Origin of the sequence: Cupriavidus sp. YAF13, assembly GCF_052113425.1 — a bacterium.
Lineage (GTDB): Bacteria > Pseudomonadota > Gammaproteobacteria > Burkholderiales > Burkholderiaceae > Cupriavidus.
This window is the reverse complement of the sequence record NZ_JBFRDD010000002.1, coordinates 42,066-67,346: the sequence shown is the minus strand read 5'-3', so window position 1 is coordinate 67,346 and position 25,281 is coordinate 42,066. Positions and strand designations below refer to the sequence as shown.

At 65.0% G+C, this 25,281-nt stretch carries 25 protein-coding genes and 2 tRNA genes; 6 read left to right on the top strand and 21 right to left on the bottom strand.

Annotation, left to right across the window (positions count from 1 at the left end; translation table 11 throughout):
- Positions 1-7: 7 nt before the first annotated feature.
- The 10 genes from pheS to AB4061_RS02290 all read right to left on the bottom strand — a co-directional run bounded on the left by pheS (position 8) and on the right by AB4061_RS02290 (position 8,763).
- Positions 8-1,039 (bottom strand): phenylalanine--tRNA ligase subunit alpha, encoded by a 1,032-nt coding sequence (gene pheS, locus AB4061_RS02335; RefSeq protein ID WP_043345035.1) that lies wholly within the window; start codon positions 1,037-1,039, stop codon positions 8-10.
- A 336-nt stretch (positions 1,040-1,375) separates the two neighbouring features.
- A complete protein-coding gene (rplT, locus tag AB4061_RS02330; protein WP_006163216.1) occupies positions 1,376-1,732 on the bottom strand; it encodes a 50S ribosomal protein L20 in 357 nt (118 codons plus the stop codon).
- A gap of 27 nt (positions 1,733-1,759) precedes the next feature.
- Positions 1,760-1,957 carry a 50S ribosomal protein L35 gene (gene rpmI / locus AB4061_RS02325; protein WP_006163215.1) on the bottom strand — a complete coding sequence of 66 codons (198 nt, stop codon included), beginning with the start codon at positions 1,955-1,957 and terminating at the stop codon, positions 1,760-1,762.
- Positions 1,958-2,127: 170 nt separating this feature from the next.
- Positions 2,128-2,649 carry a translation initiation factor IF-3 gene (gene infC, locus AB4061_RS02320; protein ID WP_081488948.1) on the bottom strand — a complete coding sequence of 174 codons (522 nt, stop codon included), beginning with the start codon at positions 2,647-2,649 and terminating at the stop codon, positions 2,128-2,130.
- A gap of 45 nt (positions 2,650-2,694) precedes the next feature.
- The gene (gene thrS / locus AB4061_RS02315) at positions 2,695-4,602 is read right to left on the bottom strand and encodes a threonine--tRNA ligase (RefSeq protein WP_441630553.1); all 1,908 of its coding nucleotides are present in this window, start codon (positions 4,600-4,602) and stop codon (positions 2,695-2,697) included.
- A gap of 367 nt (positions 4,603-4,969) precedes the next feature.
- Positions 4,970-5,046: transfer RNA gene (locus AB4061_RS02310), tRNA-Val, on the bottom strand.
- 68 nt (positions 5,047-5,114) lie between these two features.
- A tRNA-Val gene (locus AB4061_RS02305) sits at positions 5,115-5,191 on the bottom strand.
- A 21-nt stretch (positions 5,192-5,212) separates the two neighbouring features.
- On the bottom strand, positions 5,213-7,435 hold the full coding sequence (locus AB4061_RS02300) for a RelA/SpoT family protein (protein WP_441630551.1): 2,223 nt from the start codon (positions 7,433-7,435) through the stop codon (positions 5,213-5,215).
- Positions 7,436-7,450: 15 nt separating this feature from the next.
- On the bottom strand, positions 7,451-7,813 hold the full coding sequence (locus tag AB4061_RS02295; protein ID WP_253930062.1) for a RidA family protein: 363 nt from the start codon (positions 7,811-7,813) through the stop codon (positions 7,451-7,453).
- A 62-nt stretch (positions 7,814-7,875) separates the two neighbouring features.
- On the bottom strand, positions 7,876-8,763 hold the full coding sequence (locus AB4061_RS02290; RefSeq protein WP_441630549.1) for an alpha/beta fold hydrolase: 888 nt from the start codon (positions 8,761-8,763) through the stop codon (positions 7,876-7,878).
- A 202-nt stretch (positions 8,764-8,965) separates the two neighbouring features.
- Between AB4061_RS02290 and AB4061_RS02285 the strand changes: the two genes are divergently transcribed.
- Positions 8,966-9,742: a 3-hydroxybutyrate dehydrogenase gene (locus AB4061_RS02285; protein ID WP_441630547.1), complete on the top strand. Its 777-nt coding sequence runs from the start codon at positions 8,966-8,968 to the stop codon at positions 9,740-9,742.
- A 26-nt stretch (positions 9,743-9,768) separates the two neighbouring features.
- Positions 9,769-10,242, top strand: coding sequence for a DUF411 domain-containing protein (locus AB4061_RS02280; protein WP_441630897.1), 474 nt, complete (start codon positions 9,769-9,771; stop codon positions 10,240-10,242).
- 105 nt (positions 10,243-10,347) lie between these two features.
- On the opposite strand, the gene AB4061_RS02275 is transcribed toward AB4061_RS02280, so the two are convergent.
- Entirely contained in the window at positions 10,348-10,986 is a 639-nt protein-coding gene (locus AB4061_RS02275) for a CoA transferase subunit B (RefSeq protein WP_150983922.1), read from the bottom strand.
- Positions 10,987-10,997: 11 nt separating this feature from the next.
- The gene (locus AB4061_RS02270) at positions 10,998-11,699 is read right to left on the bottom strand and encodes a CoA transferase subunit A (RefSeq protein WP_043345022.1); all 702 of its coding nucleotides are present in this window, start codon (positions 11,697-11,699) and stop codon (positions 10,998-11,000) included.
- Positions 11,700-11,872: 173 nt separating this feature from the next.
- On the opposite strand from AB4061_RS02270, the gene AB4061_RS02265 reads away from it, so the two are divergent.
- A complete protein-coding gene (locus AB4061_RS02265) occupies positions 11,873-12,418 on the top strand; it encodes a LuxR C-terminal-related transcriptional regulator (protein WP_441630544.1) in 546 nt (181 codons plus the stop codon).
- 10 nt (positions 12,419-12,428) lie between these two features.
- Here the strand turns inward: AB4061_RS02265 and AB4061_RS02260 are convergent, their stop codons facing one another.
- The 6 genes from AB4061_RS02260 to AB4061_RS02235 all read right to left on the bottom strand — a co-directional run bounded on the left by AB4061_RS02260 (position 12,429) and on the right by AB4061_RS02235 (position 18,218).
- Positions 12,429-12,827: an acyl-CoA thioesterase gene (locus AB4061_RS02260; RefSeq protein WP_043345018.1), complete on the bottom strand. Its 399-nt coding sequence runs from the start codon at positions 12,825-12,827 to the stop codon at positions 12,429-12,431.
- A 221-nt stretch (positions 12,828-13,048) separates the two neighbouring features.
- A complete protein-coding gene (locus AB4061_RS02255; protein ID WP_441630542.1) occupies positions 13,049-13,753 on the bottom strand; it encodes a DUF2968 domain-containing protein in 705 nt (234 codons plus the stop codon).
- Between the two features lie 236 nt (positions 13,754-13,989).
- Entirely contained in the window at positions 13,990-15,018 is a 1,029-nt protein-coding gene (locus AB4061_RS02250; RefSeq protein ID WP_441630540.1) for a DctP family TRAP transporter solute-binding subunit, read from the bottom strand.
- Between the two features lie 137 nt (positions 15,019-15,155).
- Positions 15,156-16,460 carry a TRAP transporter large permease gene (locus tag AB4061_RS02245; protein ID WP_150983918.1) on the bottom strand — a complete coding sequence of 435 codons (1,305 nt, stop codon included), beginning with the start codon at positions 16,458-16,460 and terminating at the stop codon, positions 15,156-15,158.
- A complete protein-coding gene (locus AB4061_RS02240; protein WP_441630538.1) occupies positions 16,457-17,065 on the bottom strand; it encodes a TRAP transporter small permease in 609 nt (202 codons plus the stop codon). The genes AB4061_RS02245 and AB4061_RS02240 overlap by 4 nt, the downstream gene beginning before the upstream one ends.
- Before the next feature lie 367 nt (positions 17,066-17,432).
- A complete protein-coding gene (locus tag AB4061_RS02235) occupies positions 17,433-18,218 on the bottom strand; it encodes an SDR family oxidoreductase (RefSeq protein WP_043345010.1) in 786 nt (261 codons plus the stop codon).
- Positions 18,219-18,564: 346 nt separating this feature from the next.
- Between AB4061_RS02235 and AB4061_RS02230 the strand changes: the two genes are divergently transcribed.
- On the top strand, positions 18,565-20,250 hold the full coding sequence (locus AB4061_RS02230; RefSeq protein ID WP_441630536.1) for a 4Fe-4S dicluster domain-containing protein: 1,686 nt from the start codon (positions 18,565-18,567) through the stop codon (positions 20,248-20,250).
- Positions 20,251-20,308: 58 nt separating this feature from the next.
- Here the strand turns inward: AB4061_RS02230 and AB4061_RS02225 are convergent, their stop codons facing one another.
- Positions 20,309-20,770 (bottom strand): hypothetical protein, encoded by a 462-nt coding sequence (locus AB4061_RS02225; RefSeq protein WP_441630534.1) that lies wholly within the window; start codon positions 20,768-20,770, stop codon positions 20,309-20,311.
- 148 nt (positions 20,771-20,918) lie between these two features.
- On the bottom strand, positions 20,919-21,809 hold the full coding sequence (locus AB4061_RS02220; RefSeq protein ID WP_441630532.1) for a flagellar brake protein: 891 nt from the start codon (positions 21,807-21,809) through the stop codon (positions 20,919-20,921).
- Positions 21,810-22,114: 305 nt separating this feature from the next.
- Here AB4061_RS02220 and AB4061_RS02215 point away from each other — a divergent pair, with 305 nt between their 5' ends.
- Positions 22,115-22,813, top strand: a complete 699-nt coding sequence (locus AB4061_RS02215) for a FadR/GntR family transcriptional regulator (protein WP_441630530.1) — start codon at positions 22,115-22,117, stop codon at positions 22,811-22,813.
- 104 nt (positions 22,814-22,917) lie between these two features.
- Positions 22,918-24,024, top strand: coding sequence for an NAD(P)/FAD-dependent oxidoreductase (locus tag AB4061_RS02210; protein ID WP_441630528.1), 1,107 nt, complete (start codon positions 22,918-22,920; stop codon positions 24,022-24,024).
- 30 nt (positions 24,025-24,054) lie between these two features.
- Here the strand turns inward: AB4061_RS02210 and AB4061_RS02205 are convergent, their stop codons facing one another.
- The gene (locus AB4061_RS02205; RefSeq protein WP_441630526.1) at positions 24,055-25,281 is read right to left on the bottom strand and encodes an MFS transporter; all 1,227 of its coding nucleotides are present in this window, start codon (positions 25,279-25,281) and stop codon (positions 24,055-24,057) included.

The following is a 25,281-nucleotide window of genomic DNA, read 5'->3' as shown; positions in this document are numbered from 1 at the left end:
ACGCGCCTCAGGCGAACTGGCGCAGGAAACGCGCGTCGCCTTCGAAGAACAGGCGCAGATCGTTGATGCCGTAGCGGAGCATGGTCAGGCGTTCAAGGCCGGAACCGAAGGCAAAGCCGATATAGCGCTCGGGGTCCAGGCCCATATTGCGCAGCACATTGGGGTGCACCTGGCCCGAGCCGGAAATCTCCAGCCACTTGCCGTTGCCGAAGGCCATGTCGATTTCCGCCGACGGTTCGGTGAACGGGAAGTACGAGGGGCGGAAACGCACCTGGATGTCATCGCGCTCGAAGAACTTGCGCAGGAAGTCCGTGTACACGCCCTTGAGGTCTGCAAAGCTCACGTCATCGCCGATCCACAGGCCTTCGACCTGGTTGAACATCGGCGAATGCGTGGCGTCGCTGTCGACGCGGTAAGTACGGCCGGGGCAGATCACCTTGATCGGCGGCATCTCGCGGCCCTTGTACTTCTCCACGTGCATGCGCGCGTAGCGCACCTGCATCGGGCTGGTGTGGGTACGCAGCAGCAGCAACTTGCCGTCGCTGTCGCGGCCGTCCACATAGAAGGTGTCCTGCATCGAACGGGCCGGATGGTTGTCCGGGTTGTTCAACGCGGTGAAGTTCATCCAGTCCGTTTCGATTTCGGGGCCATCGGCCACATCGAAGCCCACCGAGCCGAAGATCTGCTCGACGCGCTCCCAGGTGCGCATCACCGGGTGCAGGCTGCCCCGGGCAACCGCGCGGCCCGGCAGCGTGACGTCGATGGCTTCGGCGGCCAGCCGCGCGTTCATCAGCGCATCGGCCAGCGCCTGGCGGCGTGCCTGCAGCGCGGCCTCGACCTGCTGCTTGGCCTGGTTGATGCGCGCGCCTTCGCTCTTGCGCGTTTCCGGGTCGAGCTTGCCGAGGCTCTTGAGCAGCTCGGTGAGCGCACCGGTCTTGCCGAGAAAGCGGGCTTTCTCGTTTTCCAGCGTGGCGTTGTCGTTGGCTGCAGCGAAGGCGGCCTGGGCGTCGGCGACGATTTGATCCGGATCCAGAGACATGGCGGCGGTCGGCGATAAATTTGGCGTCCGGGTCACGCTGGGCCCGGGCGTGGGTTGGCACTAAGTGCGATGTAGGTGCAGAGCCCGCGCGGCACCGGGGGCGGCGCGGGCTTCGTTTCGGATGTCGTCTTGCATCGAACCGGGAACGGCACGCGAAACGGTATCCGAAATGAAAACGGGGCTCGGTGAGGAGCCCCGTTTCTGCAGGTCCGGCCGAACCGCCATCGCGGCGACAGGCGCTGCTCAGGCAAATTTGGCGGAAATGCTGTCGACCTTGCGGTCGGTGCTTGCCCGGGAAACCACGCTAGACATTAGCATGGCACCCCGAAGCCGGCATCAGGCAACGGTGGCTTTCACCTGGTTGACGATGGCGGCAAAGGCAGGCTTGTCATGAATAGCCATGTCCGACAGCACCTTGCGGTCCAGCTCAATCGAAGCCCGCTTCAGGCCGTTCATGAACACGCTGTAGGTCATGCCATGCTCACGCGAAGCAGCATTGATACGCGCAATCCAGAGAGCGCGGAACACGCGCTTCTTGTTGCGGCGATCGCGGTATGCGTACTGGCCAGCACGCATGACCGCCTGCTTGGCGATACGGTAGACGTTATTACGACGGCCGCGGAAACCCTTGGCGGCGACGATGACTTTCTTATGGCGGGCCCGTGCAGTGACCCCACGTTTTACTCGAGGCATGTAATGCTCCTTTCGTTTTCGTTAGGGTTATGCGTAAGGCATCATTGCGCGAACGGCCTTCAGGTTCGTCTCATGGACGTCCTGGGTGCCGCGCAACTGGCGCTTATTCTTGGTGGTCTTCTTGGTCAAGATGTGACGCTTGAAGGCCTGGCCACGCTTGAACGAACCATTCGGACGCGCAGTAAAGCGCTTGGAGGCGCTTTTCTTGGTCTTCATCTTCGGCATGAAATACTCCAGCTTCTATGACATGCATGCAGGTGGCCAGCTAGCGCCGACACTTGCAAAACCCGCATCCACTTATTGTTGCGCTAAAGCCGCGTGCGGCCTCTGCGCTGCTTTCGCACGACGCCGCGCCCGGAGGGATTCCCCTCCGGGCCGCAGCGACGCGCAAAATCTTACTTCTTCTTCTTGGGAGACAGCACCATCACCATCTGGCGGCCTTCCATCTTCGGCATCTGCTCGACCTGGCCAACTTCTTCCAGATCCGCCTTCAGGCGTTCGAGCACACGCGCGCCGATTTCCTGGTGCGCCATCTCACGGCCGCGGAAACGCAGCGTGATCTTGGTCTTGTCGCCGTCTTCGAGGAAGCGCTTCAGGTTGCGCAGCTTGACGTTGTAGTCGCCATCATCCGTACCCGGCCGGAACTTGACTTCCTTGACCTGGATGATCTTCTGCTTCAGCTTGGCGTCGTGCGCGCGCTTGGCTTCCTCGTACTTGAACTTGCCGTAATCCATGATACGGGCAACCGGCGGCACCGCTGTAGGAGCGATTTCCACCAAGTCCAAGTCCTTATCCTCAGCCAGGCGGAGCGCGTCCATGAACTTGACGATGCCGAGCTGCTCGTTATCAACCCCGACCAAGCGCAATTCGGGTGCGCTGATTTCGCGATTGATGCGATGACCTTTGTCTGTAGCGATGTTGCGTTACCTCAAGAAGACAAAAAACAAGCCGTGCTCATCCCATCAGGCTTTGCTGGCTACGTCCTGTTGCAGACGCTCCACAAACGCGGAGACGGACATCACGCCCAGATCCACGTTGCCACGGGCACGCACGGCCACTTGACTGGCATCCCGTTCTTTGTCGCCCACTACCAGGAGGTAGGGGATCTTCTGAAGGGAATGCTCGCGGATTTTATACGTAATTTTCTCGTTACGCAAATCCGCCTTAGCCCTAAATCCTTGTTTTTGCAGCAGTTGCACGACGTTTTCGGCATATTCCGCCTGCGAGTCGGCAATATTCAGCACCAGGACCTGCTCTGGCGCCAGCCAGGCGGGCAGTGCGCCGGCGTGGTTTTCCAGCAAGATGCCCAGGAAGCGCTCGAAAGAGCCCAGGATGGCCCGGTGCAGCATGACCGGGCGCTTGCGCGAGTTGTCTTCGGAGACGTATTCGGCATCCAGGCGCTCCGGCAGCACCAGGTCCAGCTGCAGCGTGCCGCATTGCCAAGACCGGCCGATGGCGTCCTTGATATGGTATTCGACCTTGGGACCATAGAAGGCGCCCTCGCCCGGCAGTTCCTCCCACTCCACGCCGCAGGCGCGCAGCGCCAGGCGCAGGCCTTCCTCGGCGTGATCCCAGACTTCGTCCGAACCGGCGCGCTGATCCGGGCGCAGCGACAACTTGACCGCGATATCCTTGAAGCCGAAATCGTCGTACACGGAGAACGCCAGCTCGTTGAAAGCCTTGGCCTCCGCGACGATCTGCTCTTCCGTGCAGAAAATGTGCGCGTCATCCTGCACAAAACCACGCACGCGCATCAGCCCGTGCAGCGCGCCGGAGGGCTCGTTGCGATGGCAGGCGCCGAACTCGGCTAGGCGCAGCGGCAGGTCGCGGTAGGAGCGCAGGCCGTGATTGAAAATCTGCACATGGCCAGGGCAGTTCATCGGCTTGATCGCGTAGTCGCGCTTCTCCGACTCCGTGACGAACATGTTCTCCTTGTAGTTCTGCCAGTGGCCTGACTTCTCCCACAGCGAACGATCCATCACTTGCGGCGTGCGCACTTCTTCATAGCCGGCCTGCGTCAGGCGGCCACGCATGTACTGCTCCACCGCCTGCCACACCTGCCAGCCCTTCGGGTGCCAGAACACCATGCCCGGCGCCTCTTCCTGCAGGTGGAACAGGTCGAGCAGCTTGCCCAGCTTGCGGTGGTCGCGCTTCTCGGCCTCTTCCAGCATGTGCAGGTAGGCTTCCTGGTCTTCCTTCTTGGCCCAGGCCGTGCCATAGATGCGCTGAAGCATCTCGTTCTTGGCGTCGCCGCGCCAGTAGGCACCCGCCACCTTCATCAGCTTGAAGACCTTGAGCTTGCCCGTGGACGGCACGTGCGGGCCACGGCAAAGGTCGACGAACTCGCCTTCGCGATACAGGCCGATCTCCTGGTCCTGCGGGATCGAGGCGATGATCTCGGCCTTGTACTTCTCGCCCATCGACTCGAACAGCTTCACGGCTTCGTCGCGGCTCCAGACTTCGCGCGTTACCTTCTCGTCCTTCTTGGCGAGCTCGGCCATCTTCTTCTCGATGGCGACCAGGTCCTCGGGCGTGAAGGGGCGCTTGTAGGCGAAGTCGTAGTAGAAGCCGTTCTCGATCACCGGGCCGATCGTCACCTGCGCCTCGGGATACAGCACCTTGACAGCGTAGGCCAGCAAGTGCGCCGTCGAGTGACGGATCACATCAACGCCATCGGCATCCTTGTCCGTGACGATGGCGAGAGCAGCATCGCGCTCGATGAGGAAGCTGGTGTCGACCATCAGCCCATCCACCTTGCCCGCCAGGGCAGCCTTGGCCAGGCCCGAGCCAATGCTCTGCGCCACTTCGGCCACCGTTACCGGGCCGGGGAATTCGCGTCGGGAACCATCCGGCAGCGTGATTGCGATCATCTTGCACCTCATCAGAAATCCACCCGCCGGCACCGTACGGCCGGCAAGCGAATAAAAAGCATCTTGTAGCGCCGGGCTCATGCCACTTCATGCAACCAGCCTGAGCCAGGCAGCGGGGACTTCGCTCGGATCCACCCACGGGCGACCGAGCAGGATAGCAGGGAGCCAATAAGCGACAGACGAAAAAAAACGCAGCCAAGGCTGCGTTGTTTTTCGATTTAACCCCAATCTACCGGGTCCGAAGGCGCACCTCGACTACTGTCGCTAATTAGCGGTAGTAGTTCGCTGTGTCTTGAACATGGCGCCTTTTCCGTTCCAGGTTATCGGGATCAACCGGACTGCTTCGGTACTGCTTACTGCTATGCGTTGGTAGGCTCGATTGGACTCGAACCAACGACCCCCACCATGTCAAGGTGGTGCTCTAACCAGCTGAGCTACGAGCCTATGTACTGCTTGAAACTAACCGCTGTATGCGCCTGCTGCACTGCGCCTACGTCTTACTGCTTGTTCGTTGGTAGGCTCGATTGGACTCGAACCAACGACCCCCACCATGTCAAGGTGGTGCTCTAACCAGCTGAGCTACGAGCCTACGGAGAACGAAAGTATAGCATCACTTTCTTTTCGCTTGCAAGACCCCCACCACATCTTCGATCAAACCGAGTGCGCGCTGCAACTGCGTGGCCTCGGAAACCTCGGCGGTAAACTGCATCCGCGCGACGCCTTTGCTCGACAGCGTCTTCACGCCGGTGACGTTGATCTTCTCGCGCGACAGCACTTCGGAGATGTCACGCAGCAGCCCTTGCCGGTCGATCGCCTCCACGTGGATGTCCACCGGATAGACGGCATCACTGCGCTTGCCCCACTCGGTATGGATCACGCGCTCCGGCGCGCGCGCCGAGAGCTGCCCGAAGGTGTGGCAGGTGCGGCGGTGGATCGAGACGCCGCGCCCGCGCGTGACGAAGCCCACGATCTCGTCCGGCGGCGCCGGCTTGCAGCATTTGGACATCTGCGTGAGCAGCGAATCCACGCCCACCACCAGCACACCGCTCTTGGCGCCACGCGCCACGCTGGTGGCGCGGCTCTTCTTGGTGACGGCCTCTTCCTCGCTCTGCACCACCGCGGCTTCGCCCTCGGGGTGCCGCAGCGCCTGCTCCACATGGCGCAGGCTGAACTCATCCTTGGCGACCGCGGCGAACAGGTCGTCCGGCATCTTGAAACCCAGCCGCGCGGCAAGGTCATCCAGGTTGACAGCGGTCTTGCCCTCGCGCTGCAAGGTCTTGTCGATCAGCGCGCGGCCTTGCGACATGGTCTCTTGCGAATCCAGCGCATTGAACCAGGCGCGCACCTTGGCACGCGCCCGCGGGCTGGCCAGGTAGCCTAGTTCCGCGTTGAGCCAGTCGCGTGACGGGCCGCCCTGCTTGACGGCAATGATGTCCACCGTCTGCCCGTTCTTCAGCGGCGTGTTCAGCGGCACCATGGTGCCGTCCACGCGCGCGCCGCGACAGCGATGGCCCAGGTCCGTATGCAGGTAGTACGCGAAATCCACCGGCGTAGCGCCCTGCGGTAACGCCACCACGCGCGCCTGCGGCGTCAGCACGTAGAGGTGGTCGTCGATGGCCGCGTGCTTGAGCTGCTCCCACGGCGACTCGTCGTGCGCAACCGAATGATCGGCGTCGTCCTTCCACGCCAGCAGCTGGCGCAGCCACGCGATCTTCTCGTCGTAGCGTTCGCTGGCGGAGAACTGGCCGCTATAACCCTTGCTGCCCGCCTCCTTGTAGCGCCAGTGCGCGGCCACGCCGTACTCGGCGAAGTGATGCATCTCCTGGGTGCGGATCTGCACCTCGAAGGCGCGCCCGTCGTCGCCGATCACGACCGTGTGCAGCGACTTGTAGCCGTTCGATTTGGGCCGGGAAATATAGTCGTCGAACTCGCGCGGGATCGGCTGCCAGATATGGTGCACGATGCCCAGCACGGTGTAGCAATCCTTGATGTCGTCGACGATCACGCGGAAGGCTCGCACATCGTAGAGATCGGCGAAGTCGAGCTCCTTGCCGCGCATCTTCTTCCAGATGCTGTAGATATGCTTGGGCCGCCCGCTCACCTCGGCGCGGATCTCGGCCGATGCCAGCTCGGACTGTAGCCGCGCGATGGCGCTGGCGATATAGCCTTCGCGCTCGATGCGTTTTTCGTCGAGCAGCCGCGCGATGCGCTTGTAGGTGTCGGGCTGCTCGAAGCGGAATGCCAGGTCCTCCAGCTCCCACTTCATCTGCCAGATCCCGAGCCGGTTGGCCAGCGGCGCGTAGATGTCCAGCGTTTCACGCGCGACGCCCGGCAGCGGCTGCGCCTTGACCTGCGCCAGCCAGCGCAGCGTCTGCAGCCGCGAGGCGAGGCGCACCAGCACCACGCGGATGTCCTGCGCGAAGGCCAGCAGCATCTTGCGCAGCGCCTCCACCTGCTCCTGGCGCGCGGCGATTTCGTCCTTGGTGGTTTCAGGCGCGCCGCTGTGGCCCACCGCGATCGCGCCGATGCGCAACAACTGCCGCACACCCTTGACCAGCCCCGCCACCTCTTCGCCGAAGAGCGGCTCGATTTCCTCCTCGCTGCCAGGCACGAACGCGGCCAGCGCAAACAGGCAGGCCGCCGCGCGCGCGGCATCGTCGACGCGCAGGCCGTCGAGAATGCGCAGCATGCCCTCGGCATGCGAGAGCACGGTTTCGCCGGTGGGCAGCAACGCCGCGCTGCCGCGCTCGCGCACGAACGCCAGGGCGCGCTCCACCAGCCCGGCATCGGGCGTGCCGGCAATCTGCCCGGTCAGGTCAGTCGACGTCACCATCTCGCTGCCCCAGCCTTACTTGAGCGCGGCGGTGACCACCACTTCGATCAGGTACTGCGGATTGGCCAGGCGAGCCTCCACGGTGGCGCGCGGGGGCGTATGGCCCTGCACCACCCACGCGTCCCAGACTTCGTTCATGATGCCGATCTGGTCGACGTCGGTGAGGAAGATCTGGCACGAGAGAATCCGGCTCTTGTCGCTGCCCGCTTCGTTCAAGAGGCGCTCGATATGCCCCAGCACCTCGGCGGTCTGGCCACGCAGGTCCGCGCCGGGATCGACTTCCGGCACCTGGCCGGCGAGGTAGACCACGCCGTTGTAGATCGCGTATTCGGACAGGCGCTTGCCCACGTGGGCGCGCTTCAGTTCATTGGTACTCATGGCAATACTTTAGTCGTCGGGTAAAACATCAAGATCATCGGGCCCAGGCAGCGCGTCTCGCTTCAGCCCGCGCCCAGGAAAAACTGCTTGGCGATGGCCACTTGCGCGGGATCGATGAACGTCGGGGCATGCCCCACATCCGGCACTTCCACGGAGGTCACGTTGCGCCCGCGCGCCACCATTTCCGCCACCGTCTCGCGCGTGAGCAGGTCGGACTGCGCGCCGCGCACCAACAGCGTGGGCGCCTGGATGGCCTCGAACATCTGCCACAGCGCTGCCTCGCCCGCGCTCACCTGCTCGGGCGTGGTCTCGCGGAACGGCACCGCCATCGCCGGATCGTAATGCAAGCCCCATTCCAGGCCTTCCGCGCCCTGCACGGGCTTGAGGATGGCGCCGTTGAGCTCGCGCCATTGCTCGGGCGTGTGCCGGCCAAAAGACGCGCTGATGGTCTGCAGGTAAGCCAGGCCTTCCTCGAAGGTCTTGAAGCGCACCGGCAGGCCCAGGTAGGCACCGATCCGCTCCACCGCCGAGGCGGCGATGCGCGGGCCCACGTCGTTGAGCAGCAGCTTGCGCACCGGCGACTTGGGCAGGCCCGCCAGTCCCATGCCGATCAGGCCGCCCATCGAGGTGCCGAACCAGTCGACCTGCTCGACATTGAGCCGGGCGATCAGGGTGACCATATCGGACACGTACTGCGGCGCCACGTAGCGGCGCGGGTCCGCGAGCCAGTCCGAGCGGCCGCGCCCGACCACGTCGGGGCACACCACACGGTACTCGCCGCACAAGGCGGCCGCAACGGTGTCGAAGTCGCGGCCGGTGCGCGTCAGGCCATGCACGCACATCAGCACCCGGGGATTGGTGGGATCGCCCCACTCGTGATAGGCCATGCGGTGAAGACCCGCCGGGCTGATGCACTGGACGAAGCCGAGGCGCGGACTGACTGACGACATCTGAACTCCCTGGCAAGACGGTAGCAAGAATGGCGCCGCCGGCATGGTGGCGCCCGGGTTGGGCAAAGGTGGATTGTACGCTGCAGCAGTTACAATGCCACAGCATCGGGGTTCTCGCCGCCATGCCTTTGCCGCTGGCGCGCGACGGGTCCCTCGCGCAGTCCAATTCCAACGTGCAAAGCACTCCGACGAAAGGGCAAACATGCTTAAAGGCAAGACGGCACTGGTCACAGGTTCCACCAGCGGTATCGGGCTCGGCATCGCACAGGCGCTGGCCGCCCAGGGCGCCAACATTATCGTCAACGGCTTCGGCGATGCAGAAGCCGCCAAGCGCGAGATCGCGCAGGCCGGCACGGACATCCGCGTGGGCTACCACGGCGCGGACATGAGCAAGTCCGCCGAGATCGAGGACATGATGCGCTACGCCGACGCGGAATTCGGCGGCGCCGATATCCTCGTCAACAATGCCGGCATCCAGCACGTGGCCAATATCGAGGACTTCCCGCCCGAGCGCTGGGACGCGATCATCGCCATCAACCTGACCTCCGCCTTCCACACCACCCGCCTCGCCCTGCCCGGCATGAAGCGCAAGGACTGGGGCCGCATCATCAATATCGCCTCCGCCCACGGGCTGGTGGCCTCCGCGCAAAAATCCGCCTACGTAGCCGCCAAGCACGGCATCGCCGGCCTGACCAAGGTCACCGCGCTGGAAACCGCCCAGACCGGCGTGACGGCCAATGCGATCTGCCCGGGCTGGGTGCTGACGCCGCTGGTGCAAAAGCAGGTCGAAGCGCGCGCGCAGAAGGACGGCATTCCAGTGGAGCAGGCCAAGCACGAACTGGTGATCGAGAAGCAGCCTTCGGGCCAGTTCGTCACGCCCGACGAGCTTGGCGCGCTGGCCGTGTTCCTGGCCAGCGACGCGGCCCGCCAGGTGCGCGGTGTGGCCTGGAACATGGATGGCGGCTGGGTGGCGCAATGAGCGCAATGAAAACAAAGGCACAGAGCATGCAACGGCGCCACGTTCTGCGCGCCCTGACCCTGGGCGCCGCCGCCTCGCTGGGGCTGCGCGCCGGCGCCAGCGCCGCTGCCGCCCCGCTCGCCATCGAGGTGTACAAGAGCCCGCAATGCGGCTGTTGCGAGGGCTGGGTCGAGCACCTGCGCGCGAACGGCGTTGCCGTGACCGTGCGCGACGTGGAAGACACCGGCGTCTATCGCGCCCGCTTCGGCATTCCAGAACGCTTCGGCTCCTGCCATACCGGCCGCATCGCCGGCTATGCGATCGAGGGCCATGTGCCGGCCGCCGACATCAAGCGGCTGGTGGCCAGCAAACCCAAGGCCGTGGGCCTGGCCGTGCCCGCCATGCCGGTCGGCTCGCCAGGCATGGAACAGGGCACGCGCAAGGACCCGTTCGATGTCCTGCTGGTCCGCGCCGATGGCGGCGCATCGGTCTTCGCCAGCTACAACAAGCGCAGCACCTGAAGCACCGGAAGCACCCTCAGCAGCTGACAAAGGCGCCCCGGCGCTGAGAACAAAAAACCCCGCGAACGCAAGCTCGCGGGGTTTTTCTCATTGCGGCAGCGCGTATCAGAGCAGCGGAGCGCCCGTCTTGCTCTGGATCTCTTCGCGGCTCACGCCCGGCGCGGTTTCCACCAGCTTCAGGCCCGCTTCGGTCACGTCGATCACGCCGAGGTCCGTGATGATGCGATTGACCACACCCACGCCGGTCAGCGGCAGTGCGCACGAAGCCAGGATCTTGATGTCCTCGCTGCCGTCCTTCTTCTTGGCGGTGTGTTCCATCAGCACCACCACGCGGCCAACACCAGCCACCAGGTCCATCGCGCCGCCCATGCCCTTGACCATCTTGCCCGGGATCATCCAATTGGCCAGGTCGCCCTTCTCGCTGACCTGCATGGCGCCGAGGATAGCCAGGTTGATATGGCCGCCGCGAATCATCGCGAAGGAATCCGCCGAGGAGAAGATCGACGAGCCCGGCAGCGTCGTCACGGTCTGCTTGCCGGCGTTGATCATGTCAGCGTCGACCTCGGCCTCGGTCGGGAACGGGCCGATGCCCAGCAGGCCATTCTCGGATTGCAGCCAGACTTCCATGCCTTGCGGCACGTGGTTGGCCACCAGCGTCGGCAGGCCGATGCCCAGGTTCACATAGAAACCGTCCTGCAGTTCGCTCGCGGCGCGCGCCGCCATTTCGTCACGTGTCCATGCCATGATGATTCTCCTTAGCCCGCGGCACGCACGGTGCGCTGCTCGATGCGTTTCTCGGGGTTGGCGTTCAGCACGATGCGCTGCACGAAGATGCCCGGGGTGTGGACCTCATCCGGATCCAGCGTGCCGGTATCGACCAGGTGCTCGACCTCGACGATGGTGACCTTGCCGGCCATCGCGCACATCGGGTTGAAGTTGCGCGCGGTGCGGCGGAACACCAGGTTGCCGGCGCGGTCCGCCTTGTATGCCTTGACCAGGGCCACGTCAGCGGTCAGCGCACGTTCCATCACGTACTGCTGGCCATCGAACTCGCGGATTTCCTTGCCGTCGGCCACGATGGTGCCCACGCCGGTCTTGGTGAAGAAGGCCGGGATGCCCGAGCCGCCGGCGCGCAGCTTCTCGGCCAGCGTGCCCTGCGGGGTGAATTCCAGTTCGAGTTCGCCGGCCAGGTACTGGCGCTCGAACTCCTTGTTCTCACCCACGTACGACGAAATCATCTTCTTGATCTGGCGTGTGGCAAGCAGCAGGCCCAGGCCGAAACCGTCCACCCCGGCGTTATTCGAGATGCAGGTGAGCTGCTTGGCACCACTGTCGCGCAGCGCGGCAATCAGCGCCTCCGGGATGCCGCACAGACCGAAACCGCCAACCGCGATCGTCTGGCCGTCGCGAACGACGCCCGCGAGCGCCTCCGCGGCACTGGCGTAGACCTTGTTCATGTTTGCTCCTTCCTCGGTGATTTCCTGTCATTGCGCCCGCCTCCAGGTGATGCCAGCGAGTCACGCAGGGAAATTGTAACGGTACAATCGGACGGAGATCGTCCAGCTGCCAACCGTCCGACAGCATACGCAAGCGTCGCATCCCGCGCCAATACGTACAATTACATAAGCAAATGCCCGCCATCGACTACCAGACCGCCTTCCAGCTCGCCCCAGTCGGCCTCGTGCTGTCGCGCGAGCGCATGATCGAGGACTGCAACGACGAGCTCTGCCACATCTTTGGCACCACCCGGGCCGCCCTGATCGGCGAATCGTTCCAGGTGCTCTATCCCACCGCCGACGAGTTCGAGCGCACCGGCGCGCGCATCGTGCCGATCATGAACGCCAAAGGCTCCTACTCCGACGAGCGCATCATGAAGCGCGCCGGGGGCGACCTGTTCTGGTGCCACGTCACCGGGCGCTCGCTGGACCGCCAGCAGCCCTTGGGCGCCGGCATCTGGACCTTCGAAGACCTATCGCAAAAGCGCCCGGTCACCGCCGAGCTGACGGCGCGCGAACGCGATATCGCCGCGCAACTGGTGGATGGCAAGACCAGCAAGCAGATCGGCAAGCTGCTTTCCATCAGCCCCCGCACGGTGGACATCTACCGGGCCAGGCTGATGAAGAAGTACGGCGCGCATACCTCGGTCGACCTGGTGCAACGCCTGGTCAACCACTAAGGGCGACGCCCTACTCCATCAGCGCCCGGATTGCCGGCGGCACGGGCACCGATTTCTCGGCCTCGTAGTCGCACCAGACCACCTTGGCGCCGCCTTGCGCGTACACCACGTCCGGCTGGTCGATGCGGCGGATCTCCATGCGGGTCTCGAAGCTCGTGCGCCCCAGGTCGCCCGCAAACATCCGGCACTCGATATCCCCGGGATAGCGCAACTGCTTCAGGAAACTCATGTGGGCGTTGATGATGACTGGTCCGCAACCGCTGGCGTCCTTGCCGCCATGTCCCAGCGACTCGAACCAGGCAATGCGCGCCTGTTCCAGGTAGCGGAAGTAGACCGTGTTGTTGACATGGCCCATGGCGTCCATGTCGCCCCAACGGATGGGCATGTGCAGAGTGAATACGGGTTTCATCCGCGTGAGCGTAACACCGGGAGCCGGTCGCTTCCATCGGCGAAAGCGACGGTTTGCGCATCGGCACATCAGGAGGACGGCTGCCTTGGCCTTCGATCCGCCAAGCCTGCTCATCTCGGAGCAAGCCGAATCTGCGTTCAGAAGTTGAGGCGAGTGCCGGCCGGCGACGGACGCCGCCGGCATGACAGGCAAAGCCAGGAACGATGGCTTAACGCGATGGCTTAGCGGCGCACAGGGCGATCGCTGCCGGGCGCGCCCGGGATGCCGAGGCCGGAATCCGTCAGGGACGATTCCATGCGGCGGATCTGCTGCTGCAGCTGCTCCAGGCGGATACGGGAGGCTCGGCTCTCGATTTCCGCGCTCTGAACCTCGACGCGCGCCGTCTTCTGCTCTTCGGCGATACGCTGGCGCTGCGCCTGCATCACGCGCACGTCTTCATTGAGCGCATTGGCACGCGCCTCGGTTTCTTGCAGTGCCTTGTCAAACGCGCGTTTTTGCGATGCCAGCACCTGGCGGCGGATATCGTCATCGGCCCAGGCCGCGCTCTGCTGCGTTACCTGGCGGTAAGCCTGTTCCGCCGCCCCGATCGATTCGAAGCGGAAAACCCGCCAGAGATTCTTCTGGTAAAACAGCGCCACATAGCAAACCACCTGATCGTCCGCGAGCATCAGCGTGGTGCCGTAGTCGCCGTTGTAGCTGGTGCGCAGCTCGCGCACCGACCTGTCGCGCAGGCGCTTCTGCAGCTCCGATACCAACCCCAGGGATGCCGGCGAGGCCTGCGGCATGCTGCCCGAAGCGGTCAGCGGCGCCGGGGCCACCGACATCGGCACGGGCTCGGCCGCCGCCACGACACCGGAGGCGGACAGCGACAAGGCCAGGCCGATCAGGCTGGCTAGCAAGGGGGCGCGGCAGGAATTATTCAACATGGCGTTCCGGCTGGGACGGGGACGAAATACGGTTCAGGAAATCGGGGTGCATCATGCGGCACTGCCCGACGGCAATGATGCGCAACGCGCACCCCACCGACGGCGGATTGTAACAAGCTTCCCAGCAAGGACCGCGTTTTGTAACCATTGCGGGATTGGCGGTGCCATTCCCGCAACAGCCCCACGGGCGTGGGGGAGCGTTAGCGCCGCCCCACGCCTTGGCGATTGCCAGCCGCTTAGCGCTTGGCGATCGAGGCTTCTGCCTTGCTCACCAGATCCACGCCAATCTGCTTCTTCCACTTGTCATAGACCTTGGTCGTGGCCTTGCGGAAGGCATCGTGCTCGGCCGGCGTCAGTTGCGCCACCTTCACACCGTGGGTTTCCATATCCTTCCAGGCCGGCGCGCCCGCCTCGACCAGGCCCTTGCGGGCCAGTGCCGTTTCCTGCTTGCCGGCGTCGATGGCGGCTTGCTTGACGATCTCGCGGTCGGCCGGCGTCCAGCTTTCCCAGATCTGCTTGTTGACCACGAAGATCAGCGGGTCAGCCACGTAGCCCCAGGTGGTCACGTACTTCTGGCCCACCGTGTAGAGCTTGGCGGCGGCGAACACCGATTGCGGATTTTCCTGGCCATCCACCGCGCCCGAGGCCATGGCCGGCTGCGCGTCGGCCCAGCTCATCTGGGTCGGGTTGGCGCCGAGCGCATTGAAGGTCTCGATATACAGCGGCGAGCCCACCACACGCAGCTTCATGCCTTTCAGGTCTTCCGGCTTGCGGATTTCGCGCTTGGAGTTGGAGACTTCGCGAAAGCCGTTCTCGCCCCAGGCCAGCGGCACCACACCGGACTTGTCCAGGGTCGCGAAGATCGACTTGCCGACTTCGCCTTGCGTGAGGGCGTCCAGTGCCTTGTAGTCAGGCATCAGGAACGGCAGCGAGAACAGGTTCAGCTCCTTGACCTGCGGTGACCAGTTGATGGTCGAGCCGACCGCCATGTCGATCACGCCCTGGCGGATCGCCGAGAACTCGCGGGTCTGGTCGCCAGCCACCAGCGAGGTGCCCGGGTACAGTTTGATGTTGATGCGGCCGCTGGTGCGCTGGCGCACCAGGTCGGCCCAGATCTCGCCGCCCTTGCCCCACGGGAAGGCCGGGCCGAGCACCAGCGACATCTTGTACTCGGCTTTGTAGCTCTGCGCCATGGCGCCAGCGGGCGCGAGGGCAGCAGCGGCGATGGTGGCTGCCAGCGACAGCATCAGGGCACGACGTTTCATGGGTTCTCTCCTCTCAGGATCTGTTGTGTGTGATTTGTTTCTTATGCATTGCGCTGAGCGTGGCCCAGCGCGGACCTGGCAGCGCGGGAGCCAGTCCCGCCCTGCCTGATGAACGCCAGCAAACGCCAGCTTCAGCCTTAATAACCCAGGTAGTCAGGCAACCAGGTCGCCAGCGGCGGGAAGGCCAGCACCAGCAGCATGGCGACAAACATCGCCAGCAGCATCCACACCACCCAGGGCACGGTCTCTTCCATGCGCACGCGCGCGATCCGGCACGAGACCATCAGGTTCACCGCCAGCGGCGGCGTGAACTGGCCAAGCGCGACCTTGAGCGTCAGCACCACGCCGAACCACACCGGGTTCCAGTGGAAGGCATTGGCGATCGGCAGCAGCAGCGGCACGAAGATCAGGAAGATCGAGATGCCGTCGAGGAACATCCCCACCGTCATCAACAAGGCCACGATCAGCGCCAGCACGCCGTATTCGCCCAACCCGGAATGCGCGATGGCATTGGCCAGCGGATCGATCACGCCCAGCGTGGATAGCGCGTAGGCAAAGATGCCGGCCAGCGCCACCACCAGCAGGATCACCGCGGAAGTCTCCGCCGCCTCCTGGAAGATCACGAACAGGTCGCGCATGCCGATGCTGCGGTAGATCACCATGCCGACGAACAGGCCGTACACCACCGCCACCACGGCGGCTTCGGTTGGCGTGAACCAGCCCGCGCGCATGCCGCCCAGGATCAGGAACGGCGCGACCAGGCCCCAGGCCGCTTCGCGCAGGCTCTTCCAGAACGGCGGACGCGGCAAGCCGGCCTCGATGGCGCCCATATTGTGCTTGCGCGCCAGCCAGACGGCCGGCACGATCAGCGCCACGCCGGCCAGGATGCCAGGGATCATGCCGGCGGCAAACAGCGCCGGCACCGAGGCGCCGGGCACCAGCACGCTGTAGATGATGAACGCAACGGACGGCGGGATCAGGATGTCGGTCGCCGCGGCAGCGCCGACCACGGCCGCGCTGTACGCGCCGGGATAGCCGGCCCGCGACATCGCGGCGATCATCACCCCGCCCACCGCGGCCGCATTGGCCGGGCCGGAGCCGGAGATGCCGCCCAGGAACATGGCGACCAGGATGGCCACGAGCGGCAGCATGCCCGGACCGCGCCCGACGATGGCAATGGCGAAGGTCACCAGCCGCTGCGCCACGCCGGAACGGTCGAAGATCGAGCCGACCAGCACGAACATCGGGATCGCCAGCAGCGGGTACTTGCCCAGGCCGGCGTAGAAATTCTGCGGTACGGCCAGCAGGCCGAACATCTGGGTGTCCAGGTTGGACAGGCCGATCGCCACCAGGCCGCCAAGGCCCAGCGACACGCCGATCGGCACGCCCAGCATCATCAAGCCCAGGAACACCACGAACAGGATAATGGCAATGAGGGTCATGGCGTGGACTCCGACGCCGCTGCGCCGTCGATGCGCTCGGCATGCAGGGCCTTGAGCGCGCGCAGGTTGCGCACCGCTACGCCAAGCGCCCGCAGCGCGATGGCGGCGGACAGCACCGGCAGCCAGACGGAGTACCACCAGCTAGGCACGCCAATGCCCGGCGAGGTCTCTCCAAACGTGTATTCGTCCCACGCCACGCGAGCGCCAAGCACCGCCAGCGCGATGAACATGACCGCAACGGCCACCGCCGACAGCACCGCCAGGCGCCGCTGGCGCGCCGCGCTGCCGCGATCGAAAAAGAACTCGATGCGGATATTGCGGTCGCGCGCCACGGCCGCGCTGCCTGCCACCAGGGCCAGCACGATCATCAGGAAGACCGAGAATTCCTCGGTCCAGGCAAACGATTCATCGGTGAAATAACGGACCACCACGTTGGCGAAGGTGATGCACACCAGCAGCACCATGACGATCACGCCAACCCAGTCTTCAATTCGCGGCGATACCTTGAAGCCGCTGTCCCCTTGCTGGCTGGCGCCAGTCTCGTCCGGCATGGCCGTGACGTGTTTTGGGTCGGCATCGCGCCGCCCCTCCCGATCTGCTTGCATCTCCCCGGCCTCCGGTCCGGTCCGCGCGGCGCCGCTGGCTGCGCACGGATTTTCTCTTTGAATTATGTAAAGACTTAATCTCAAGACATGGCGGATTATGCCAAGACTTGCAGAGCGCGCGGGAACTTTTGCTCCATGCCGCGCGTTACGCCTGCTGGACAGGGGTACCCAAGCACCCCACGCTGGCTCGCGCCAACAGGCAGTCTTCTGGCCATGGGAATCCGGCAGGCCATCGATTCCGCAGGGTGCCCAAGGGGACCGGTACGCCCAGGGACCGTGAATCGCACGCCCCGCCGCCGCTTTTGGCGCGGGCCAGGGCCAACCTGCCGGCAAGCGCGCGCGAAGCGTGCGCCGCCCCTTCTGGCAGCTACACCATGCCGTCGTCGGCGGTAATGATCGCGCCGTTGATGAATGCCGACTGGTCGGACGCCAGCAGCAACAGCAGGCCGTCCAGGTCCTCAGGCTTGCCCACGCGCTTGCGCGGCAGCATCTGGACCAGCTTCTGGCCGGCGTCGGTATCCCAGTGGTGGTGGTTGATATCGGTGTCGATATAACCGGGGCAGATGGCGTTGACGTTGATGCCATGGCGCGCCCACTCCAGCGCCATCGACTTGGTCATGTGCACCACCGCGGCCTTGCTCATGCAGTACACGCCGATCTGCGAGAGCACCTTGAGCCCGGCGACCGAGGCGATATTGACGATGCGCGACTGCGGCAGCGGATTGCCGTTCTTCTCGGCACCCTTGGCGCGTGCAATCATGCGCTTGGCCACTTCCTGCGCCACGAAGAAAGCGCCCCGGGTATTGGTGTCGAAGACGAAATCGAAGTCGTCAGGGGTTACGTCGGTCAGGCGCTGGGTGGTAGAGACGCCCGAGTTATTGACCAAGATGTCGATCGCCCCGGCCTCGGTCTCGGCATGCGCCACCGCGGAACGCACGCTGTCGTGGTCGGTCACGTCGAGCTGCACCACGTGCGCGCTGCCGCCCTCGGCCTCGATCGCGGCACGTAGCTCCTTGAGCCGCTCGGTACGCCGCGACGCCAGGATGACCTTGGCGCCGGCACTCGCCAGGACGTGGGCAAACCGCGTGCCCAGACCGCTTGAAGCGCCTGTCACCAGCGCGACCTTGCCTTCCAGATTGATCGACAATCCCATAATGGCCTCTATGTTCGGGAGCCCCCGGCGCCGCCTGCCATGGCCACGGCCAACGGGCGCTCCTCGCGAAATCTGCCTGCTGAAACCGAAGGCAGCATATCAAAAAAAGAACGGTCGTTCCAAAAAAAATCTTGCCTGACCATGGCGAGTCCCGGACAATGCCGGAGATTCTAAGAACTCGGGCCACAAAGGGAAAGAGGAAAAACGCGCATGGCCGCCACGATTTGGCGAGTGCGCCGCGCCGCCCCTGCCCCAAGTTCCCCCCGATCATCGCATCCCCGGTACTACCGAACACGGCATTTCCCACAATTGCGCGCAAGTTGCCAAGAATAGAGGGTTAGAGACAATGAATCAGCAACAGCTCCTGGAGCAGTACGGCCCCCGCGAGGCCATGGAATACGACGTCGTCATCGTTGGCGGCGGCCCCGCCGGCCTGGCAACCGCCATCCGCCTGAAGCAGCTCGCCCAGGAGAAAGGCAACGAGGTCAATGTCTGCGTGCTGGAAAAGGGCTCCGAGCCGGGCGCCCACATCCTGTCCGGCGCCATCATGGACCCGGTTGCGCTCGATGAGCTGATCCCCAACTGGAAGGAACTTGGCGCCCCGCTGAACCAACCGGTCTCTGAAGACAAGTTCCTGTTCCTCAACGAAACCGGTTCCAAAGCCACGCCGTCCGTCCTGCTGCCGGAGTGCTTCCACAACCACGGCAACTACATCGTCAGCCTGTCCAACTTCACGCGCTGGCTGGGGCAACAGGCCGAAGGCCTGGGCGTTGAAATCTTCCCGGGCTTCCCGGCCGCCGAAGTGCTCTACAACGACGACGGCTCGGTCAAGGGCGTGGCCACCGGCAACATGGGCATCAACAAGGAAGGCGAGCCGACCGAGAATTTCCAGCTCGGCATGGAGCTGCACGCCAAGTACACCATCTTCGCTGAAGGGTCGCGCGGCCACCTGGGCAAGCAGCTGATCGCCAAGTACAAGCTCGACGACGGCAAGGATCCGCAAAGCTACGGCATCGGCCTGAAAGAGCTGTGGGAGATCGATCCCGCCAAGCACCAGCCGGGCCTGGTGGTGCACACCGCCGGCTGGCCGCTGGACCCGGCCACCTACGGCGGCTCCTTCCTGTACCACATGGAAGACAACAAGGTCGCCGTGGGCTTCGTGGTGGGCCTGGACTACACCAACCCCTGGCTCTCCCCGTTCGAGGAGTTCCAGCGCTTCAAGACGCACCCGGAAATCCGCACGTATTTTGAAGGCGGCAAGCGCATCAGCTACGGCGCGCGCGCCATTACGGCCGGCGGCCTGCTGTCGCTGCCCAAGACCGTATTCCCGGGCGGCGCCCTGGTCGGCTGCGACGCCGGTTACCTGAACGCCTCGCGTATCAAGGGCAGCCATGCTGCCATCAAGACCGGGATGATGGCCGCCGAAGCCGCCTATGACGCGCTGCAGGCCAACCGCCAGCACGACGAACTGACGGCCTACCCGACCGCCTTCGAGAACAGCTGGCTGCACAAGGAACTGCTGCAGGCAAAGAATTTCAAGCAGTGGTTCAAGAAGGGCCGCACCACCGCCACGCTGATGACCGGCATCGAGCAATGGCTGCTGCCCAAACTGGGCATCCGCAACCCGCCCTGGACCATCCACCGCGTGAAGCCGGACCACGTCTACCTCAAGCCGGCCGCCGAGTGCCCGCAGATCGTCTACCCGAAGCCGGACGGCAAGCTCACCTTCGACCGCCTCAGCTCGGTGTTCATCAGCAACACCAACCATGAGGAAAACCAGCCGGCCCACTTGACGCTCAAGGACGCAAGCGTCCCTGTCAATGTCAACTGGGACAAGTTTGCCGGCCCCGAAAGCCGCTACTGCCCAGCCGGCGTGTACGAGTTCGTGCAGAACGACGACGGCAAGGAGCGCCTGCAGATCAACGCGCAGAACTGCGTGCACTGCAAGACCTGCGACATCAAGGATCCCACCCAGAATATCGTATGGGTGACGCCGGAAGGCGGCGGCGGCCCGAACTACGTGGGCATGTAAGTTCGCCGCAGGGCAAAAAAAAATGGCACCGGATCCGGTGCCGTTTTTTTTGGGGGGCTCAGGCCTGCGGACTCGACGTCGCGGGCGACGTCAGTGAATCATGGTAGAGCGGCTTGTCGTCGGCCACGCTCTGATACCAGCCAATCACATCGGCCACGCCAGCAATCAGCGTGATGAGTGCCGGGCCGGCGAGCGGCACCTGCCCAATCCCGTCGATCAGGGCCAGCACCACGTCCGTCATGCCGCCAGCCTCGCGCGGCTTGCCAAGGGCGGTGGCCGAAGCCACGTCCAGGGGCGACATCCCGGCCAGCAGGCGTGCGCCGTCAGCGCCGGTGTCGGCGCTAACTGGCTTGGTTCCACTCGATAAATCTTCCAGTCCCAGCGCGCGCTCGTCCATCGACAAAGCGCTCGCCCGGCCGCCGCCCTGCGCGATATCGGCCATGGCTGGCATGGCAACGGCTAGCAGGGCCGCCAGGATGGGCGCGCGCAAGTGCGCGCCAAGGCGGAATATGCGCTTCATGATGTCTCCTTGGGGCAGGGATCTGGATACCAGCCCGTCGCAATGCCAGTATGCCGTGCCCGATTTTCTTGTAAGGGACAGTAGAAACGGGAAGCGTGATTCGGGCAAGAATCCGTGTTAGCAGGATTGCTCCAAACGCCGCCCCCTCTCACGCGGCGGTGACCTGCATGCTGGCATTTGCCAGCAACTGCTCATAGATATAGCACTGGAGCAGCGTCAGCTCGCGCTCGCCGAGCGCGTCGAACGCAACGCCAAACGTGGGAAACTCCGCATCGCCCTCGGCAGGCAACGCATTGCGCACCATCCCGTCGACCATGATCTCGCTGTCCAGCGCGGCGGTGCGCAGATGGAAGCACAAGCGTACCGGCGCACCGAATGCCGGCACCGCACCGGCGATCTGGATCTGCGCTCCGCCAGTGCTCAGGTCGGTCAGCAACACCAGGCGGGCAGGCTGGTGCTGTGCCGCGGCCTCATCATCCGTGCTGCCGGGATCCACCAGGTAAGCCGCCAGCCGCGTCGGCACGCGGGTCGCCTTGCGCACCGGCATCTGCTGCGGCTCGGCCGGCGCCGACAAGACCAGGTAGCGGAATGGACTGCGGCAGATGGCGGTCACCGTCGACTCGAAACTGAGGATGGCGTGACCGGAAAAACCGCGCAGCAACACCGTCTCGCCGGGCTTGAGCTGCAGCTCCTTCCCGCCGAGCTGCGGCCAGGTCACGAACAGGCCCTGCTCGACAAATCCGATCAGCCGGCTGGCCGCGGCGCGCCCGGTCTGCCCCGGCGATTTGAGCTGCAGCAGCGTACCTACCTGCAGGCCAAGCGGCCCCGCACTGACCAGCCGCCCGCTGTCCGCCGGTTCGCCCGGCTCGCCCGGGTCGTCCTCTGGCCGGCACACAGTGCCATGACGGAACACCAGGGCGACGTCGCGGTCCTCGGGAATCACGCTGCCGCTGCCGAGCACGAGATTGCCTGCCTCGTCCAGCAAGGACCAAGGCAAGGGCTGGCCGACGGGGAGATCGTTAGGGGTGAGTGCAATCATGGTTAGCACCGGTGAACGCCCGGGCGGCGGGCGTGGCAGATCCAACAGCGGCTACGGGAACGCAGGAACGGTCGTCCCGGCCACCACCTAGCGAGGCGCTCAGTGCACAGAGCGGCTGGCGCGGCTGCCTCAAGGCGCCGCGATGTACCAAGTGAATAGCGCATCTCATCCAGTTTGCTATCGGCGCATTCCTGGAAAACCTTAAGAACAATCCGACAACCAAGAGGGCAGGCATGCCTTGACGCCGTCCCGCTTTCCTCGCAAAATCTCTCCACAATCTGTCTGACAGCCTTACATATTTATCGATGACCGTCCTAAGCCGCCCCGCCTCGCTTGCCGCACGTATCGCTGACGCCCTGCGCGCCGACATCGCGGCCGGCCGCTTTGCCGCCGGCGCCCGGCTCCCGGCCGAAGCCGCCCTCGGCGAGACCTTTGGCGTGAGCCGCCCCATCGTCCGGGAGGCCATTGCACAACTGAAGGCGGATGGGCTGCTGGTCACGCGCAAAGGCTCCGGTGCCTATGTATCGGACATGCCCGGCGGCCAGGTGTGGCGCATGGCCCCCGAACTGCAAGGCGGCCCGACCCCGGCCCAGTTATTCGAGTTGCGCATGGTGGTGGAGTGCGCCTGCGCCGAAATGGCCGCGCTGCGCCGCACCGAAGAGGACCTGCAAGCCATCCACGCCGCGCTGGCCGCGATGCGCGAGCACGCCGAAGATTTCACCAGCGCCGCAGCCGCCGACGTGGCGTTCCACCACGCCATCGCGCAGGCCGCGCACAACCCCTGCTTCACCGGCCTGACCGATTTTGTTGGCCAGCACATGCTGGCGGCGCGGCAAACCGCCTGGGAAAACGCCGCCCGCTTTCGCGGCGGCTCGCAGGGCGCGGACAGCGAGCACTCCGCGCTGGTGGAGGCCATTGCCGCCGGCAACGCCAGCGCGGCGCGGCAGGCCGCACGCAGGCACCTCGGCGCGGCAGCCAAGCGCATGGGGCTGACTTTGCGTTAAGCCCTGGCGCGCAGCGCGCAGGGCCTATCCACCGCACAACACAATCCAGGGACCCGCGGCACGCATCGCCTGACAGGCGCCGGCCGCATCAGCAGAGAACGACAATGGAACAAGTAGATTGCGTGGTAATCGGCGCGGGCGTAGTGGGCCTGGCCGTGGCGAGACAACTGGCCATGCAGGGCCGCGAAGTCATCATCCTGGAAGCCGAGAACGCCTTCGGCACCATCACCAGCGCGCGCAACAGCGAAGTGATCCACGCCGGCATCTACTATCCGGCCGGCTCGCTCAAGGCCGCGATGTGCGTGCGCGGCAAGGCCATGCTGTACGACTACTGCGCCTCGCACCACATTCAACACCAGCGCTGCGGCAAGCTGATCGTAGCCACCACCGAGGCCCAGGTCGCCACGCTGGAAGGCATCCGGGCCAAGGCCGCGGCAAATGGCGTGCATGACCTGCAGTTGCTCAGCCAGGCCGAGGCGCAGGCGCTGGAGCCAAACCTGCAATGCCGCGCCGCCCTGCTCTCGCCATCCACCGGCATCGTCGACAGCCATGGCCTGATGCTGGCCTTGCTGGGCGACGCCGAGAATGCCGGCGCCATGCTGGCGGTGCAGTCGCCCGTGGCCGGCGGCGCCGTGATGCCGGATGGCATCCGCCTCGACGTGGGCAGCCAGGGCGAGGCGGCCGCCACCACGCTGCTGGCGCGCACCGTGATCAACTCGGCCGGTCTGACCGCGCCGGCGCTGGCGCGCAGCATCGAAGGCATGCCTGCCGCACATATTCCATCGCAGTACTACGCTAAAGGCTGCTACTTCACGCTGGCCGGGCGCGCCCCCTTCTCGCGCCTGATCTACCCGGTGCCGGAGGCCGCCGGCCTGGGCGTGCACCTGACGATCGACCTGGGCGGCCAGGCGCGCTTCGGCCCTAATGTGCGCTGGATCGACGAGATCGAGTACGGCGTGGATCCGGCCGATGCCGACAGCTTTTACGGTGAAGTGCGGAATTACTGGCCGGGGCTGGCCGATGGCGCGCTGCAGCCGGGCTATGCCGGCATCCGCCCCAAGATCAGCGGCCCGGGCGAGCCGGCGGCGGATTTCCGCATCGACGGCCCCGCTACCCATGGCGTGCCCGGGCTGGTCAACCTGTTTGGCATCGAGTCGCCGGGGCTGACGTCGTCGCTGGCGCTAGCCGAGCACGTGGCAGGCCTGCTGTGAAGCCCTGAACGATCCAAACGCCGGCGCGCGTCAGCGCCCGGCCGGAGCGGCATCCGCCTTGGCGTCGGAAGCCGCCTCCGCACGGAACGTCATGAACGCGCACAGCGCGCCGCCCGCCGCCGCCAGTGCCGCCAGCCCGAACGTGTGAGCGGGCCCGAGCGCCTTCCAGGTCCACCCCATCGCCAGCCCGCCGCAGGTGCCGCCAAGGCCGTAGGAAAGGCCGGTGTAAAGGGCCTGGCCACGCCCCTGCAAGGGGCCCGCGAACCAGCGCTGCAGGCGTTTCAGGCTGGCGCTATGGTGCGCGCCGAAGGTGGCCGCGTGCAGGACCTGCACCAGCGCCATCAGCCATGACAACTGGGCAAAATAGCCGGTCAGGCCAAAGCGGATCGCGGCCAGCACGAAGGTGCCGGCCAGGATGGTGCGCAACGGTACGCTTGCGAACAACCGCCCCTGGTAAAAGAAGAAAACGATCTCGGCCACCACGCCGATGGTCCACATCACGCCGATGGCGAACTTGCTGTAGCCAAGCTGCTCCAGGTACAGCGAATAGAACACGTACAGCGCGGCATGGGCGAACATCATCAGGAACGCCGAGCCGAAGAACCAGCTCACATCGGGACGGCGCAGCAGCGGCAGCGCCGGCGGCGGCTTGACGCGCGGCCCGTCGTCGGGCGCATCCCGCATCCCGAACACCACCACCAGGAACAGCGCCAGCATGGCGCTCGCCAGCCACGGGAACGCCTCCATGCTGTAGCGCTCGAACAGCGCCCCGCCCAGCAGCACGGCCGCGATAAAGCCGGCCGAGCCGAACATGCGGATGCGCCCGTAGCGGTAATCGAAGGCGCCGTAACGGCGCAGCGTGGAAATGGTGAGCGCGTCGCCCAGCGGAGACATGGCGCTGGTGATCAGGTTCAGCCCGATCATCATCGCCATCATGCCGCCATAGCTGGTAACGCCGGGCACCATCAGGAAGGCCAGCAGGGATGTCACGGCGGCCAGGCGCAGCAGGCGCACGCGGGTGTGCATCACATCGGACAGCCAGCCCCAGAAATACGGGCCGACGATGCGGCTGACCTGGAAGCAGGCCATCAGCACGCCGATCTGTACCGGGGAAAAACCGCGCCCGGCGAAGAACAGGCTCACATAGGGAGAGATGACGCCGACGTAGCCGTAGTAGCCGAGGTAAAACAGGCCGAAGCGCGTCTCTGAGACGCGCCCGGCACCCGCGGCGCGGGCGTGTTGTTCCGCCTGCGCCAA